Origin of the sequence: Citrobacter sp. LUTT5 (assembly GCF_009905315.1) — a bacterium.
Classification (GTDB): domain Bacteria; phylum Pseudomonadota; class Gammaproteobacteria; order Enterobacterales; family Enterobacteriaceae; genus Citrobacter; species Citrobacter freundii.
Genome location: NZ_CP047606.1, coordinates 2,142,932 through 2,159,427 on the forward strand (window position 1 = coordinate 2,142,932; position 16,496 = coordinate 2,159,427).

The 16,496-nt window shown below is 52.3% G+C and carries 17 protein-coding genes and 1 riboswitch; of the genes, 7 read left to right on the forward strand and 10 right to left on the reverse strand.

The window, feature by feature from the left end; translation table 11 throughout:
• The first annotated feature begins 58 nt into the window (after positions 1-58).
• Positions 59-868 (forward strand): 23S rRNA (guanine(745)-N(1))-methyltransferase, encoded by an 810-nt coding sequence (rlmA, locus tag GUC46_RS10260; protein ID WP_003841628.1) that lies wholly within the window; start codon positions 59-61, stop codon positions 866-868.
• Here rlmA and mntP read toward each other — a convergent pair.
• The 5 genes from mntP to manX all read right to left on the reverse strand — a co-directional run bounded on the left by mntP (position 865) and on the right by manX (position 5,068).
• Positions 865-1,431, reverse strand: a complete 567-nt coding sequence (gene mntP, locus GUC46_RS10265) for a manganese efflux pump MntP (protein WP_003021013.1) — start codon at positions 1,429-1,431, stop codon at positions 865-867. The genes rlmA and mntP overlap by 4 nt on opposite strands.
• 130 nt (positions 1,432-1,561) lie before the next feature.
• Positions 1,562-1,666, reverse strand: a riboswitch (yybP-ykoY riboswitch).
• Positions 1,667-1,863: 197 nt separating this feature from the next.
• On the reverse strand, positions 1,864-2,322 hold the full coding sequence (locus GUC46_RS10270) for a DUF986 family protein (protein ID WP_003021010.1): 459 nt from the start codon (positions 2,320-2,322) through the stop codon (positions 1,864-1,866).
• Positions 2,323-2,382: 60 nt separating this feature from the next.
• On the reverse strand, positions 2,383-3,234 hold the full coding sequence (locus GUC46_RS10275; protein WP_008322630.1) for a PTS mannose transporter subunit IID: 852 nt from the start codon (positions 3,232-3,234) through the stop codon (positions 2,383-2,385).
• 12 nt (positions 3,235-3,246) lie between these two features.
• The gene (locus GUC46_RS10280) at positions 3,247-4,047 is read right to left on the reverse strand and encodes a PTS mannose/fructose/sorbose transporter subunit IIC (RefSeq protein WP_003021004.1); all 801 of its coding nucleotides are present in this window, start codon (positions 4,045-4,047) and stop codon (positions 3,247-3,249) included.
• 58 nt (positions 4,048-4,105) lie between these two features.
• Entirely contained in the window at positions 4,106-5,068 is a 963-nt protein-coding gene (gene manX, locus GUC46_RS10285; protein WP_003841624.1) for a PTS mannose transporter subunit IIAB, read from the reverse strand.
• Between the two features lie 313 nt (positions 5,069-5,381).
• On the opposite strand from manX, the gene GUC46_RS24240 reads away from it, so the two are divergent.
• Both GUC46_RS24240 and yoaE read left to right on the forward strand, forming a co-directional pair.
• Complete coding sequence (locus tag GUC46_RS24240; RefSeq protein WP_370766360.1) at positions 5,382-5,540, forward strand: hypothetical protein; 159 nt, start codon at positions 5,382-5,384, stop codon at positions 5,538-5,540.
• Entirely contained in the window at positions 5,528-7,087 is a 1,560-nt protein-coding gene (yoaE, locus tag GUC46_RS10290) for a CNNM family cation transport protein YoaE (protein ID WP_003020999.1), read from the forward strand. Before GUC46_RS24240 ends, yoaE begins: the two co-directional genes overlap by 13 nt.
• 6 nt (positions 7,088-7,093) lie before the next feature.
• Here yoaE and GUC46_RS10295 read toward each other — a convergent pair whose 3' ends face one another.
• The 4 genes from GUC46_RS10295 to pabB form a co-directional block, all read right to left on the reverse strand.
• Positions 7,094-8,695: an EAL domain-containing protein gene (locus tag GUC46_RS10295; protein WP_060854770.1), complete on the reverse strand. Its 1,602-nt coding sequence runs from the start codon at positions 8,693-8,695 to the stop codon at positions 7,094-7,096.
• Between the two features lie 130 nt (positions 8,696-8,825).
• The gene (sdaA, locus tag GUC46_RS10300; RefSeq protein WP_003020994.1) at positions 8,826-10,190 is read right to left on the reverse strand and encodes an L-serine ammonia-lyase; all 1,365 of its coding nucleotides are present in this window, start codon (positions 10,188-10,190) and stop codon (positions 8,826-8,828) included.
• Positions 10,191-10,373: 183 nt separating this feature from the next.
• Positions 10,374-10,952, reverse strand: coding sequence for a CoA pyrophosphatase (locus GUC46_RS10305; RefSeq protein WP_003020991.1), 579 nt, complete (start codon positions 10,950-10,952; stop codon positions 10,374-10,376).
• 3 nt (positions 10,953-10,955) lie between these two features.
• On the reverse strand, positions 10,956-12,317 hold the full coding sequence (pabB, locus tag GUC46_RS10310) for an aminodeoxychorismate synthase component 1 (protein WP_046671126.1): 1,362 nt from the start codon (positions 12,315-12,317) through the stop codon (positions 10,956-10,958).
• An 83-nt stretch (positions 12,318-12,400) separates the two neighbouring features.
• Here pabB and GUC46_RS10315 point away from each other — a divergent pair, with 83 nt between their 5' ends.
• Positions 12,401-12,580 (forward strand): YoaH family protein, encoded by a 180-nt coding sequence (locus GUC46_RS10315; protein WP_003020986.1) that lies wholly within the window; start codon positions 12,401-12,403, stop codon positions 12,578-12,580.
• A gap of 6 nt (positions 12,581-12,586) precedes the next feature.
• On the opposite strand, the gene GUC46_RS10320 is transcribed toward GUC46_RS10315, so the two are convergent.
• Positions 12,587-12,931, reverse strand: coding sequence for a RidA family protein (locus tag GUC46_RS10320; protein ID WP_160180182.1), 345 nt, complete (start codon positions 12,929-12,931; stop codon positions 12,587-12,589).
• 140 nt (positions 12,932-13,071) lie between these two features.
• On the opposite strand from GUC46_RS10320, the gene GUC46_RS10325 reads away from it, so the two are divergent.
• The 3 genes from GUC46_RS10325 (at position 13,072) to GUC46_RS10335 (ending at position 16,415) form a co-directional block, all read left to right on the forward strand.
• Positions 13,072-14,982, forward strand: coding sequence for an ATP-dependent DNA helicase (locus tag GUC46_RS10325; protein ID WP_096878356.1), 1,911 nt, complete (start codon positions 13,072-13,074; stop codon positions 14,980-14,982).
• 58 nt (positions 14,983-15,040) lie between these two features.
• The gene (tsaB, locus tag GUC46_RS10330; RefSeq protein WP_049002324.1) at positions 15,041-15,736 is read left to right on the forward strand and encodes a tRNA (adenosine(37)-N6)-threonylcarbamoyltransferase complex dimerization subunit type 1 TsaB; all 696 of its coding nucleotides are present in this window, start codon (positions 15,041-15,043) and stop codon (positions 15,734-15,736) included.
• Between the two features lie 94 nt (positions 15,737-15,830).
• Positions 15,831-16,415 (forward strand): Slp family lipoprotein, encoded by a 585-nt coding sequence (locus GUC46_RS10335; protein ID WP_003020975.1) that lies wholly within the window; start codon positions 15,831-15,833, stop codon positions 16,413-16,415.
• Positions 16,416-16,496 lie beyond the last annotated feature (81 nt).

The window sequence follows — 16,496 nt, forward strand, 5'->3', positions numbered from 1 at the left end:
TTTCCCAGGGCGCAATTCGCGTTACACTTGCGCCCTTAAGTCACCTGCCGGAGTTGTCATGTCGTTTTCCTGTCCTCTTTGCCACCAGCCTCTTACTCAAGCGAATAACAGTTTTGTCTGCCCCGGGCGGCACCAGTTTGACGTGGCGAAAGAAGGGTATGTCAACTTACTGCCGGTTCAGCATAAGCGGTCGCGCGATCCGGGTGATAGCGCTGAAATGATGCAAGCCAGACGGGCATTTCTTGATGCTGGGCACTATCAACCGTTGCGTGATGCGATTGTGAATGTGCTTAAAGAAAAGTCGAATTCAGAAGATGCAGCGATCCTGGATATTGGCTGTGGGGAAGGGTATTACACCCATGCGTTTGCCGACGCGCTGGCGGGCTGTACAACCTTTGGTCTTGACGTCTCCAAAGTGGCAATTAAAGCCGCAGCCAGACGCTATCCGCAGGTGATCTTTTGCGTTGCCTCCAGCCATCGTCTGCCGTTCGCAGACGAATCAATGGATGCCATCATCCGGATCTATGCGCCCTGTAAAGCGCAAGAACTGGCTCGCGTGGTTAAACCGGGTGGATGGGTGATCACCGCCACGCCGGGACCGCGCCATTTAATGGAACTGAAAGGGCTGATTTATGATGAGGTGCGTTTACATGCGCCCCATACTGAGCAACTGGACGGTTTTGTTCTGCAACAGAGCATTGCGCTGGGATATCAGATGCAGCTTCAGGGCAGCGAGGCCGTTGCGTTACTGCAAATGACGCCGTTCGCCTGGCGGGCAAAGCCGGAAGTGTGGGAAACGTTAGCGGGGAAAACGACGTTTGACTGCCAGACCGACTTTAGTATTCATGTCTGGCAGCGTCTGAATTAACCGTGGAAGTGTGCCCAGAGGATCTGGGCACCGATACCAATCAGCACCACCCCACCCAAAATTTCAGCTCGTTTGCCCAGCATTGGGCCAATGAAACGACCAATCATCATGCCGAGCGTGGACATAATCAATGTGGCGCAGCCGATGGCCAGCGCTGTGGCAATAATGTTGACCTGCAGGAAAGCCAGACCCACCCCGACGGCCATTGCGTCGAGACTGGTGGCAATGGCGGTGGTAACCAGCAGCCAGAAACCGTGGCGGCGCTGCGGTTCTTCCTCTTCATCGCCGTTGTCGCGAAAACCTTCGATTATCATTCGCCCGCCTAAAAAGATCAGCAGAATGAAGGCGATCCAATGGTTCCACTCCAACACGAATTTGCTGGCCAGCATCCCCATGCCCCAGCCAATCAGTGGCGTAAGCGTTTCAACTGCGCCGAATATCAGTCCGGTGCGCAATGCTTCAGAAAATTTGGGTTTATGCAGGGTGGCGCCTTTGCCAATTGATGCGGCGAAAGCATCCATCGACATGCCGAAAGCGAGAAGAACGGTAGCGGTGAGATTCATAACAGCGTCCTGACCGGGGTATCCATAAAACACATCACTGCCCCCAGTAACCATGCATACAGGCTGGAATCATTGTAAATACAGCGCCATTCAAATATGCATTGCAGTTGATGTGCCTATGGTCTCGCCTGACTGAACCTGTAAGTTCAGTCCGTACGCGCCACGTTTTTCAACGAGTATGTTGACACGTACATTTCCGGAGTCTGGAAATCGGCTACTCCCCAACGACGGGCGCAACCTTAACATATTTTGAGAATATAAAACAAGAAACGCAGAAATAATATTTGACTTCTAGTTGAAAACGATTTTCATTTAGATTTATTTATAAATAAAACGTTAAAATAAATAACATTGAGGACAGTGAAATATAGCCTTGGCTATGTTTGTTTTTACACGGATATATAAAAACATAGTTCAGGCTATATTTGTAAGCTATTGATTTGAAATTAATAGTTTATATATTCTCTCAAGATCGTCTATATTTCGTACACGAATCAACAATCTTCGATGTTCTAATTGCATCACCAATACACCGTCTTCAGATAAATTCATCTCTTTAATGCGGTTATATTCAATCCAGACGTTGGCGAAGAAAAAGCCTTTCTGCTTGAAGATGATTTTTGGCGTACGGATCCAGAACAGATACAAACCCATCAATACCAGTGCACATAATAACCATGTGGTAAATTGCGCGCCGTGGCTGGTGATGTTGTTGTAGATAAGAATAGCTACCAGGCCAAGGAAGATAACGCTGTCGACTCTGCTGCGGGGAAGCAGGGCGACAGTAAGCAGAGTAGGGCCATTACGGCGGGGCATGATGAACTGATCGTAAATGGCATACGCCAGCAGCGAAAAGATAAATAGAACCAGCACCAGGTCCGTGATAGTCATGAATCCTCAACCCTCTAAATAGAAAAACCGGGGGCAAGCCCCCGGTGATGTACAACAGTTTTACAGGCCGAGCAGTCCGACAGCGTAGCCCGCGATACCGATGACGAAGAAGCCAACGATGATCCACAGCGGGTTCACTTTCTTACGCAGCAGCCACATACAGGCGAATGTCAGCAGCAGAGGAACCAGACCCGGCATCAGCTGGTCAAGGATAGTCTGCACAGTGGTAACACGAGTCTGACCATCCTGACCGGTGATAGTAGAAACCACCAGTGGAATGTTTACGTGCGTCCACTTGTTAACCAATGCCCCCATGACAAACAGACCGAGGATTGACGCCCCCTCAGTCAGTTTCTGCAGGAAGCCGCCGCCCATATCTTTAACGATATCGACACCTTTACGGTAGCCATATGCCACACCGTAATAACGGGTTGCCAGACGAACCAGGTTAAACAGAACGAAGAACAGCAATGGCCCCAGCAGGCTGCCGCTCATCGCGATACCTGCGCCGAGCGCGGCGAATACTGGGCGAACGGTACCCCAGAAGATCGGGTCGCCGACGCCTGCCAGCGGACCCATCAGACCAACTTTGATACCGTTGATGGCACCATCGTCAATCTCTGCGCCGTTTGCACGCTGTTCTTCCATCGCCAGCGTAACGCCCAGTACTGGAGCCGCTACGTACGGATGGGTGTTAAAGAATTCCAGGTGACGCTTAATCGCTTGCTTACGCGCGTCGTTGTTTTCCGGGTACAAGCGGCGGATAGCCGGCACCATGGAGAAACAGAAACCCAGCGCCTGCATACGTTCGAAGTTCCATGAACCCTGAAACAGGTTAGAACGAATGAACACGCCACGAATGTCACTCGGAGTGAGTTTTTTCTCGGTGGTAGTTTTAGTCATATCAACCATTTCGCTCACCTGCTAGTCCAGTTCGTTATCGAGATCGTTATTGCCAGCCGCCGCAGCAGGTGCACCGGCTACGCGGTTATATTTCGGGCTCAGCTGAATGTAGAGGATCGCCATTACTGCGCCAATCACACCCAGAGCAACCAGGTTGAAGTTAGTAAATGCCGCGGTGACGAAGCCGAGGTAGAAGAATGGCATCAGGTAGCCTGCGCGCATCATGTTGATGACCATCGCATAACCAACCACCACGATCATACCGCCTGCGATGTTCAGACCGCCGGTCACGACTTCCGGAATGGCGTTAAGCATGCTCTGAACTTCACTGGTACCAACAGAAATCGCTACGATTACCGCTGGGATAGCGATACGCATAGCCTGCAGGAACAGAGAGGATACATGCAGCCAGGAGAGTGCCGTCAGGTTACCGTTTTCGGCCGCCTTATCCGCTGCGTGCTGGAATGCTACGGTGATAGTACGAACGATAATGGTCAGTACCTGGCCTGCGGCTGCCAGTGGGATAGCCAGCGCGATACCGGCACCAATGCTTTGGTGACCTGCGATAACCAGAACGGTAGAGATAATTGAGGCCAGTGCCGCATCTGGTGCAACCGCAGCACCGATGTTCATCCAGCCCAGGGCGATCATTTCCAGGGTACCACCGATGATAATACCGGTTTTCATGTCCCCGAGAACGGCACCAATCAGCGTACAGGCCACCAACGGACGGTGGAACTGAAATTCATCGAGTACCGACTCCATACCCGCGATACATGCGACGATGAACACCAGCACAATCTGAAGAGTGGTAATCTCCATTGTACTTCTCCTATTGCTATACAGACTTAAGTGTGAAAACTAAGTAAATGCCAGGGAATTATTTCACCTTGGCAATCAAATCCATCATTTTCAGTTTCTGATCGGTAGAAACCTTACGTGCCTCAAGCTCAATACCGCGTTCGTTGAGTTTCTTGAAGGCTTCGATGTCTTTGTCATCGACAGAAATTGCGTTGTTTACCTGCGTTTTACCCTGACGGAAAGCCATACCGCCAATGTTTACGGAGGTAATTTTCACACCACCTTCAACGATACGTTCTACGTCGGTTGGGTTGGTGAACAACAGCATCACACGCTCACCTGCATATTTAGGGTTGTTGTAGACGCGGATCATTTTCGCGACATCAACCACATGCGCCGTCACACCCGGAGGTGCTACCTGAGTCAGCAGCGTTTTACGCACGGTATCGGCGGCAACTTCATCACTGACGACGATAATGCGTGTTACGTTGGTTTCTTTGGTCCAGCGAGTTGCCACCTGACCATGGATTAAACGGTCATCAATACGCGCCAGGCCGATCTGCATATAATCGTTCGGCCCCATCGGTTTGGCGGGAGCTGCTGCTTTGGGTGCTGCTACTGGGGCAGGAGCGGCTTTCTCAACCGGTTTGGCTTTCAGCGCTTTCACGCCTTCGCTACCGGTTTCAACGGCCAGTGCCACTAATTCATCAAAGCTCGGGTTGTCATCACGCGCCATGAAGGTTTCAACCAGCATGGGAATGTTCACACCGGCGATAACTTCGTAATGCTCTTTATCGACGACAATGCGGCTTGCAGCGTTAAACGGGCTGCCTCCCCATGTGTCAACGAGAAACAGCACGCCTTTACTGGTATCGAGTTTTGCCAACTGAGCGTTGTACTTTTCGATCAGCGTTTCGGCATTTTCGCCTGGAACGAAATCGATCCAGCCGACGTTTTCCTGCTCGCCTAACAGCATTTCTGCCGTCTTAAGTAACTGCTCTGCAGCCCAACCATGTGTGCCTATTACAATAGCAATGGTCACTTGCTACCTCCTTTATTATCGTTAACACATCAACGTGAAGATGTATTTGAATCGTCGTCCGCAATCGAATCGATTCAGATAAGGGTTACAAAGAAAAACCTATGATTTTCGTGAATTATTTTAGATATCGAAAAAAATATTTTATGTGATGAAGATCCGTAATTTAACTTCCGATTAAAAGAAATTTCGAAGGGTAAAATATCTCCGAAACAACTTATTGCAAAGGAAGGTAAATCTTTGCTAAAAACCGCTTCTCTCTGTTATGTTTAGCATCTGTTTAATTACTCAGGAGTATAGGGCAGTAGCCCACCATATGGATCGTCACCGACGTCATTTCACCTTCAGGCCGTATCAAGCCTGTCAGATTGGCACTTTTTGCCACAAATTTTCTCTGCATATCGCTTTAACGCCTGAGATCCTCAGCGCGCAGTTTGGTCATTCCTTAAGCAGGAGCTTGTCATGGAATTATTAATGGACCCGCAGATTTGGGTGGGTTTGCTCACGCTTGTCGTTCTTGAAATTGTTCTGGGTATTGATAACCTGGTCTTCATTGCGATCCTGGCTGATAAGCTGCCGCCGAAACAGCGAGATAAAGCGCGTTTAATCGGTTTGTCGCTGGCACTGATTATGCGTCTGGGCCTGTTGTCCGTGATTTCGTGGATGGTGACGCTGACAAAGCCGCTGTTCACGGTAATGGACTATGCGTTCTCGGGGCGCGATCTGATTATGCTGCTGGGGGGTATCTTCCTCTTGTTCAAGGCTACGACAGAGCTGCATGAGCGGCTGGAAAACCGTGAACATGATACCGGGCAGACGAAAGGGTATGCGAGCTTTTGGGTTGTCGTAACGCAGATTGTCATCCTCGATGCAGTGTTCTCGCTGGATGCTGTGATTACGGCGGTCGGTATGGTCAACCATCTGCCAGTGATGATGGCGGCAGTAGTGATTGCCATGGCCGTGATGCTGTTGGCCTCTAAGCCGTTGACCCGATTTGTGAACCAACACCCGACGGTGGTGGTGCTGTGTCTGAGCTTCCTGTTGATGATTGGTCTGAGTCTGGTTGCCGAAGGGTTTGGCTTCCACATTCCGAAAGGCTATCTGTATGCGGCGATTGGTTTCTCAATCATCATTGAGCTGTTTAACCAGATTGCCCGTCGTAACTTTATTCGCCACCAGTCGACGCTGCCATTGCGTGCGCGTACTGCCGATGCGATTCTCCGTCTGATGGGCGGTAAACGTCAGGCCAGCGCACAGATGGAATCCGACAATCCGGTACCGGTTCCCGTCCCGGAAGGCGCATTTGTAGAAGAAGAACGCTATATGATCAACGGCGTCCTCTCTTTGGCGTCGCGTTCATTACGCGGCATTATGACGCCTCGTGGGGAGATTAGCTGGGTTGATGCAGACCTGAGCGTGGAGGAAATTCGCGAGCAGTTGCTTTCGTCACCTCATAGCCTGTTCCCGGTATGTCGTGGTGAACTGGATGAAATCATCGGTATCGTGCGTGCTAAAGAGCTGCTGGTGGCGCTGGAAGACGGTGTGGATGTGGCGGCGATTGCCTCTGCTTCTCCGGCTATTGTTGTTCCGGAAACGCTGGACCCGATCAATCTGTTAGGCGTTCTGCGTCGTGCCCGCGGTAGCTTCGTTATCGTCACAAACGAGTTTGGCGTAGTACAGGGTCTGGTCACGCCGCTGGATGTATTAGAAGCCATCGCCGGTGAATTCCCTGATGCCGATGAAACGCCTGAAATTATAGCTGATGCAGGCGGTTGGTTGGTCAAAGGCGGTACCGATCTGCATGCGTTGCAACAGGCGCTGGACGTGGATACGTTAGTGAATGAAGACGAAGACATCGCTACGGTGGCAGGTTTAGTCATTGCGGCTAACGGCCATATTCCTCGTGTAGGTGATGTTATCGAGGTCGCACCGCTGAGCATTACGATTGTCGAAGCGAATGACTATCGTGTGGATTTAGTTCGCATTGTTAAAGAACAACCCGCTCACGACGAAGACGAGTAACCGGGTTTAGCGAAACGGCATGACGGGCATACTGTGTCTCCCGTTATGCCGGGTGGGCGGCGGCGTGCTGCCCGCCAGCCATTTTGGAAAATCGCGCAGCGGCATTGGCTTGGCATACAGAAAACCTTGCAATAAATGTACGCCGTGTCGGCGCAAATGCTGAGCTTGCGCCTGTGTTTCAACGCCTTCCGCCACCAGTTCTATATTCAATTTTTTCCCCAAAGCGATAATGATGTCTGTGACGGTTGAGTTCACGGCGTCTGTTCCTATTGCCGAAGTAAATGATTTATCGATCTTCAGCACATCCGGGCGGAGCTTTTCCAGCCAGGAGAGCGAGCTATTGCCGGTACCGAAATCATCAATCGCCAGTTTTACGCCAAGCCGATTTAATTCGCGTACGACCCGATAATCCACATCCAGTAACGCATCGCGTTCGGTCAGTTCGATAACCAATTGCTGGATTGGGTGCTGGCTGAACCAGTACTGATTAAGATCTTTTAGCAACGTACCATTACGAAAATGGCTGGCGGCGACATTAATCCCAATATGAAACTGGCTGCTCATCGGGAAAACGTGTCGTTGCTGAATGGTTTCTGCGATGACATGGCGGGTAAGCGGTACAATCAGGTTGTGCTCCTCAGCGATGGGAATAAACACTTCCGGAGAGATCCAACCCTGGCGCGGGTTATTCCAGCGTAAAAGGATTTCCACGCCCATGCATTGCTGGGTTTGCGCATTAAGCAGCGGCTGGCAAAATAGTTCGAATTCCCGAGCAGCAAGGGCCAGATTAATCTCCCATGAGAAACTCATTCTGCTGGCGGTAGCCAGCCATGCCAGATAACCCACTAATAAACTTAGGATCACCGCCAGCGGCAGCTGTGTTGGCAGGTGTTTTACCGCCAACTCACTGGGACCAGGGCCGGTGACGCTAATGGTAAACGGAAAATGTTGAGATGAAAGCTGGTAGCGTTTTTCATCATTTAGCTTAGGCAGAGTATCGACAACACCTTGATCATACAGTAGATGCCGATTACCAACGGTTAAGCTGGCATCGGTGATCTGCGGCGGCTGGGGTTCAAGCAACATAGACGACAATAAGTCAATATTGACGATTTCCAGTACGCCATCTTCACCATCGGCAGAAGACGGATACCACTGAGTCAGAATCGGACTGCCTTTAATCAACGAATGGTCGGTAGACAGCAGCAGTTGCGGTTCCCTGCTGGGTAATTCGGGCTGCAGTTGACTAATGGGAACATTACGATAACCAAAAATGCTGGAGCAATAGAGGATCCCGCTTTGAATCAGACTAATAGAACGCACCGTTTGCAACCTTGCGGCATGTTTGCTTAAGGGTAAACGCGCCACTGAGCAGGGGAGGCCAATCAACGGCAGCAATACGTCCCGTCCAGTCTGCAAGGGTAAAAGCACGTCATCCAGTTCTTCTACTGCATGGTTGGCAAAGGTGACGATATTTCGGTGATTTAAATTACGCTCCGAAATAAATCGGACAGTTAATGTGAGGATGAGCGTCAGTAGTGCACATACTGTGCAGACGATTAAGCGATTCCGGCGATAATTTTTAATGATCCGTTGTGCTGTTTGCATGCGGGCCGCCCGATAAGCCGTTGGTCACAGAAGCCAACAGCAACAGAGCAAGTGTAGTGGGGAAAATTACAGTAGACGAGGGTGAGGGGGCAAATTCGCCCATCCGTTGCAGATGGGCGAAAATTAAGTATTAGTCACATTGAACTTTGATCGCCAGGCCACCGCGTGACGTTTCGCGGTATTTGGCGTTCATGTCTTTACCCGTTTCGTACATAGTCTCAATGACCTTATCCAGCGAGACGCGCGGCGCGCTGGTACGGCGCATTGCCATACGCGCAGCGTTGATCGCCTTCACTGAGGCAATTGCGTTACGCTCAATGCACGGTACCTGTACCTGACCGGCAACCGGATCGCAGGTTAAACCGAGGTTATGTTCCATGCCGATTTCAGCAGCAACACACACCTGTTCCGGGCTTGCGCCTAACAGTTCAGCCAGACCCGCGGCAGCCATGGAGCAGGCTACGCCCACTTCACCCTGACAACCTACTTCTGCACCAGAGATAGAGGCGTTCATTTTGTACAACGCGCCAATCGCACCGGCCGCCAGGAAATAGCGGGTATAGATATCCGGGCTAACGGACTCAATGAAATGATCGTAATAGGCCAGTACCGCAGGCACGATACCGCAGGCACCGTTGGTTGGCGCTGTCACTACGCGACCGCCCGCGGCGTTTTCTTCGTTAACGGCCAACGCAAACATGTTCACCCAGTCGATCACGTTCATTGGATCGTTGGACAGCTTATCGCTGGAAACCAGCATACGACGCAGGGCTGAAGCACGGCGAGGAACGCGCAGCGGACCCGGCAGCACACCTTCGGTGTTCATGCCACGATCGATACATGCCTGCATGGTTTGCCAGACGTGGCCAAAGTACTCTTCAATCTCTTTCTTACTGTGCAGCGCAAGTTCGTTCTGCATTGCCATGCCAGAGAGAGACAGGCCGGTGCTGTTGCAATATTCCAGCATTTCAGTAGCGGATTTGAACGGATAAGGCACGCTGACCTCGCCCGAGGCATCCTGACCAAAATGTTCTTCATCAACGATGAATCCACCGCCGATTGAGTAGTAGGTTTTGCTATAAATGACGGTTTCGCCATTGTACGCATGGATCTGCATTCCGTTTTCATGCAGCGGCAGGTTGCCGTTGTGAAAACGCATCCCGTCATTCTGCGGGAAATCCACTTCGTGCTGACCCTGCGCAAGCAGCAGGCGTCCACGCGTTTCTACGTCGCGGATAAATCCTGGGATGCTATCAATATCCACGGTAGCAGGCTCATTGCCCGCCAGACCCATAATAATGGCGATATCGGTGTGGTGACCTTTACCCGTGAGCGACAGTGAACCATACACGTCGACGGCGACACGAGTAACGCTGTCCAGTAATCCTTTTTCGACCAGGTCATCGACGAACTGTTTACCCGCCTTCATAGGCCCTACGGTATGGGAAGATGAGGGACCAATCCCCACCTTAAACATGTCGAATAGACTAATCACGATAATACTCCTACAGGGCGACTGGGCTTTCCAGTAACGATGTTATAACTGCGCATAGTGTAAGAGGGAACGCGGCGATCGGCTTAACTATTCACATGAATTAAACTAATAGATAACCGCGGTTTTACTAATGTTGTGACCTGAGTTTCAAGTTGTCTATTGTGTGCGTAAAGATAAGTATAGTCAGGGCTTGACGCCAATTTGCAGCGCCAGCTCACGAATTATTCCGGCAGTCATTCCCCAGACGAAATATTGCTCATACCAGGAAAGCCATACGCGATGTGAATCGCCACGACGGTAAATATCCAACGGGTGGTAACGACCTAAATGCAGGGCCTGGGCCAGCGGCATTTCGAACACTGCGGAAACTTCATCTTCACTGGCGCGATACGGCAGATTAGGCGGGATAATGCCTACCACAGGGGTGACCTGGAAACCGGTCACGCTGTCGACAGGCGGCAGAACGCCAATCACTTCTACGCATGAAGGTGGGATCGCCACCTCCTCCTGCGCTTCGCGAAGGGCGGCGGCAATTAACGAGGCATCACTGCTATCCACTGCCCCACCGGGGAATGCGACCTGTCCGGCGTGCTTGCGCAGGTGAACGGAACGCTGGGTTAACAGCAACCCCGGCTGTGGGCGACGCACGACGGGGATCAGTACGGCGGCCTGGCGCTGGTTTAACGCGGCATGATTGACCTGCGGGCGCAGGAGTTGAAAGCGCGATAAAAAATCATCAAGCGTCAGGCTGCTGTATTCCACGTGTCAATTCTCCAGTTGGTGCAAAATGCGATTCACTTTATCAAATGTTTCCTGATATTCAGCGTCTTCCTGACTGTCTGCAACAATACCACCGCCTGCGGAGCAATAAATTTGTCCGTTTGTGGCTGTCAGCGTGCGAATGGTAATGCTGGTATCCATATTGCCGCAAAAGCTCAGATAACCAATGCTGCCGCACCAGGCGTTGCGTCTTTGCGGCTCCAGTTCGTCGATAATTTCCATCGCCCGCACTTTCGGCGCGCCGGTAATAGAGCCGCCGGGGAAGGCGGCGCGTAGCAGATCGGTCGCGTATAATGACTCTGGCAGACGTGCGGTAATGGTGCTGACCAAATGATGAACGGCAGGGAACGGTTCGACGATAAACAGCTCCGGAACCTGTACCGAACCCGGTACGGCAACGCGGCCAATATCATTACGCATCAAATCGACGATCATCAGGTTTTCCGCACGATCCTTCGGCGAATTCGCCAGTCGCCGGGCCTGCTCACGATCGGCATCGGTATCTTCAAGCCTCGGTAGCGTGCCTTTAATCGGACGCGTCTGTATGTGCTGGTTTTCCAGCAGAATAAATCGTTCCGGCGAAAGGCTGAGGATTGCACCTTCCTCAAGACGAATAAATGCACTAAACGGGGCGCGGTTGGCGTGATTGAGAGTGACAAATGCCTGCCACTCATCGCCCTGGTAATGCGCCTGAAAACGCTGGGCAAGATTGACCTGGTAACAGTCTCCGCTGTGCAGATAATCCTGCACCTGGCGGAATTTTTCGCCGTACTGAGCACGGCTCATATTAGACTGCCACGCCGAAGTTAATGTAAACGGCTCACGCGTTGGCGGTTGTTGCGCGTCGAGCCATTTCAGGCGAGCCTCGACATCGGTATGGCTGAGCAGCGATACGGTCTGCAACTGGTGATCGACAATCAGTGCCCAGTCGTAAATGCCAACGGCCATATCCGGTAGCGTAATATCGCGCTCTGCAATAGTGGGCAGAGATTCGAAGCGTCGGCCAAGATCGTAGCCAAACAGACCTAACGCACCGCCCTGAAACGGCAGGTCGGGGTGATATTCGGGGTGAATCTTGTGTGCGATTAGTGCGGAATGTAATACCGTCATGGGATCATCAAGCGAGCGCGAGGTTGCGTGCCCGTCCTGCACTACGGTCTCTGTAGCTCGCGTAACAAGCGTGGTGACGGGATCCGCCACCAGAATATCAAAGCGGTTATGCGGATGGTCGGCTTGACCCGAATGCAGCAGCATCGCCCAGGGCAGATGGCTTAATGTCGAAAAATAGCGTTCAGCGGCGTCCTGACGCCAGGGTAATGTGATTACTGCGGGAGATAACGTCTTCATCAGTCCTGACTCGTTGCTACTCTACTGGCTAACTGCCCGGTAGCATGAAATAATTAGCGCAGACAATTTAGCAGGAGTTAACAATGTTTGCAGGTTTACCTTCACTCAGTCATGAGCAGCAGCAAAAAGCGGTAGAGCGTATTCAGGAGCTGATGTCGCAGGGGATGAGCAGCGGACAAGCCATTGCTCTTGTTGCTGAAGAGTTACGCGCCAGTCATACCGGCGAGCGGATCGTGGCGCGTTTTGAAGATGAGGACGAATAACGCCGCTTAAACTGCAGCGATAATCTTAATCTCAACTTTGTATTTCGGGTTCATCAACCCGGCCTGAACGCTACAACGTACCGGCGCGTGACCCGCAACAACCCACGCGTCCCAGGCTTTGTTCATGGCGGCAAAATCGTTTTTGTCTGCCAAAAACAGGGTGGCATCAAGAATACGTGACTTGTTGCTGCCTTGTTTTTCCAGCACCGCATCAATTTGCGCCAGCGTATTTGCCGTTTGCTCAAAAGCGTCTGCATCCAGATTTTCCGGCACGCCAGTGTAATACAGCGTGTTGTTGTGGATAACCACGTCGGACCAACGCGCTTCGGCATCAATGCGCACAATCGTCATAAATCATTCCTCATTTACGTGTTTTCAAATGGCTTTGGGTTGCGCCAAGACTGCCATAATGTTGTGCCCACGTCACCTCTTCAACTGGCGAAAGAGCTGCTGGCCTGACATAATCCCTGTTCAAATGAACAGGGGGCAGTGTGACGGACGATTTTGCAGCAGACGGTCAGTTGGCTAAAGCAATACCGGGTTTTAAACCGCGAGAACCACAGCGGCAGATGGCCACCGCCGTCAGTCATGCCATCGAAAAATCACAACCGTTGGTGGTAGAAGCCGGAACCGGGACGGGTAAAACCTATGCTTATCTTGCCCCAGCGCTGCGTGCCGGAAAGAAGGTCATTGTCTCCACGGGCTCGAAGGCGTTGCAGGATCAGCTATACAGCCGCGATCTCCCGACCGTCGCTAAGGCACTAAAGTTCACCGGTAAACTGGCGCTGCTGAAAGGGCGTTCAAACTATCTGTGCCTTGAACGTCTCGAACAGCAGGCGCTGGCGGGTGGTGACTTGCCGGTACAAACGTTAAGCGACGTCATCCTGCTGCGCTCCTGGTCAAATCAAACCCTTGATGGGGACATCAGCACCTGCGTCAGCGTGGCGGAGGACTCTCAGGCCTGGCCGTTGGTCACCAGCACTAATGACAACTGTCTGGGCAGCGACTGCCCGCTATATAAAGAGTGTTTTGTCGTGAAAGCGCGTAAAAAAGCGATGGATGCAGATGTTGTCGTGGTTAACCACCATCTGTTTCTCGCTGATATGGTGGTAAAAGAAAGCGGGTTTGGCGAATTGATCCCGGAAGCTGATGTAATGATCTTCGATGAAGCGCATCAGCTACCGGATATCGCCAGCCAGTACTTTGGTCAATCGCTCTCCAGTCGCCAGCTGTTAGACCTGGCGAAAGACATCACCATTGCCTATCGCACCGAGCTGAAAGACACTCAGCAGTTGCAAAAGTGCGCCGATCGCCTTGCACAAAGCGCTCAGGACTTCCGCTTGCAACTTGGTGAGCCGGGCTATCGCGGAAACCTGCGGGAACTGCTGGCCGACCAGCGCGTACAGCGCGCGTTTTTGCTGCTCGATGACACGCTGGAGCTATGTTATGACGTGGCGAAGCTGTCTCTTGGGCGTTCGGCATTGCTGGATGCCGCGTTTGAACGCGCCACACTTTACCGTGCGCGCCTGAAGCGTCTGAAAGAGATCAACCAGCCAGGCTTCAGCTACTGGTATGAATGCACCTCCCGCCATTTCACTCTCGCGCTGACGCCGCTCACTGTGGCGGATAAATTCAAAGAAGTGATGGAACAAAAACCGGGCTGCTGGATTTTTACTTCTGCGACGCTGTCGGTAAACGATGACCTTCATCATTTCACCGCGAGGTTGGGGATTGAAGATGCCGAGTCGATGTTATTGCCGAGTCCATTTGATTACACGCGCCAGGCGCTGCTGTGCGTGCCGCGTAATCTCCCGCAAACCAACCAGCCGGGGGCTGCGCGCCAGTTAGCATCCATGCTGCGACCTATTATTGAAGCGAACAACGGTCGCTGCTTTATGCTGTGCACTTCGCACGCGATGATGCGCGATCTGGCGGAACAATTCCGCGCCACCATGACGCTTCCCGTTCTGTTGCAGGGCGAAACCAGTAAAGGGCAACTGTTACAGCAGTTTGTCAGCGCAGGTAATGCGCTACTGGTTGCCACCAGCAGCTTCTGGGAAGGCGTGGACGTGCGCGGTGATACGCTGTCGCTGGTGATAATCGACAAACTTCCGTTTACCTCTCCGGACGACCCGCTGTTAAAAGCCCGAATGGAGGATTGTCGACTGCGCGGCGGCGATCCGTTTGAAGACGTCCAGTTGCCGGATGCGGTAATCACCCTGAAGCAGGGGGTAGGGCGTCTGATACGTGATGCTGACGATCGCGGCGTGCTGGTGATTTGCGACAATCGTCTGGTTATGCGGCCATACGGCGCCACCTTCCTGGCGAGTCTTCCTCCTGCGCCGCGGACGCGTGACATAGCTCGCGCGGTTCGCTTTCTTGCCATACCAACGACTGAGTAATTTGTTACGGAGTGTGGTAAGATGCGCGCCAAATTTATTGATCTGATCACAAACACCCATGCGAATTCTGGCTATCGATACCGCCACAGAGGCGTGCTCTGTTGCCCTGTGGAATGACGGTACTATCAAGGCTCACTTTGAGCTTTGCCCACGAGAACACACCCAACGAATTTTACCGATGGTTCAGGAAATCCTGGCCGCTGGCGATCTCACGTTAACCGATATCGACGCCCTGGCGTTTGGTCGGGGTCCCGGCAGTTTCACCGGCGTACGTATCGGTATTGGCATTGCTCAGGGGCTGGCGTTAGGCGCAAACTTACCGATGATCGGCGTCTCCACCCTGGCGACCATGGCGCAGGGCGCCTGGCGTAAGTCGGGCGCGACTCGTGTACTGGCGGCGATTGATGCGCGAATGGGCGAAGTCTACTGGGCCGAATACCAGCGTGATGACAACGGCAACTGGCACGGTGAAGAAACCGAAGCGGTGTTAACCCCCGAGCAGGTACATGAGCGTTTACTGCAGCTTTCTGGCGAGTGGGTAACTGTTGGGACGGGCTGGCCAGCCTGGCCTGAGCTTGGTAAAGACAGCGGTCTGACGCTCAGCGATGGTGACGTGCTGCTTCCTGCGGCTGAAGATATGCTGCCTGTCGCCGCGCAAATGCTGGCTGCGGGTAAGACCGTAGCGGTCGAACACGCGGAACCGGTTTATTTACGTAACACCGTGGCGTGGAAGAAACTTCCCGGTAAAGAATGAATCTTAGTAGTACATCCCCGGTTTATTTTCATAGACGTTGGTGCACAGCATTGTGAACAGGCCGGGGCAGAAGCTAAGAAAAGGGAGTCGCAATATGGCGGTGCAAAAGCAGTTATTGAAAGGTGTGTTGGCGGGGGCCTTGGCGTTAATGCTTAGCGGCTGCGTCACCATCCCGGATGCGATTAAAGGTTCGAGCCCGATGCCGCAGCAGGATCTGGTGCGGGTGATGAATGCGCCGCAGCTGTATGTCGGACAGGAAGCGCGTTTTGGTGGCAAAGTGGTGGATATTCAGAACCAGCAGGGAAAATCCCGTCTGGAAATTGCCACCGTTCCGCTCGATAGTGGTGCGCGTCCAGTGCTGGGTGAAGCCTCTCGCGGGCGGATTTATGCTGATGTAAATGGCTTCCTCGACCCGGTGGACTTTCGCGGGCAACTGGTCACCGTCGTCGGCCCGATTAGCGGTACGGTGGACGGAAAAATAGGTAATACGCCGTATAAATTCATGCTGATGCAGGTAACCGGTTATAAACGCTGGCATATTACTCAGCAGATTGTCATGCCGCCTCAGCCTATCGACCCCTGGTTCTACGGTGCGCGTGGCTGGCCTTACGGTGGCTATGGCGGATGGGGCTGGTACAATCCCGGCCCGGCACAGGTTCAGACCATAGTAACAGAGTAACTCTTTGTTTTATTGGTAAAAGAAACAGCGGCCCGTCCGCTGTTTCTGCATTAACGTGGATATAAGAAAAATAAATAGTGA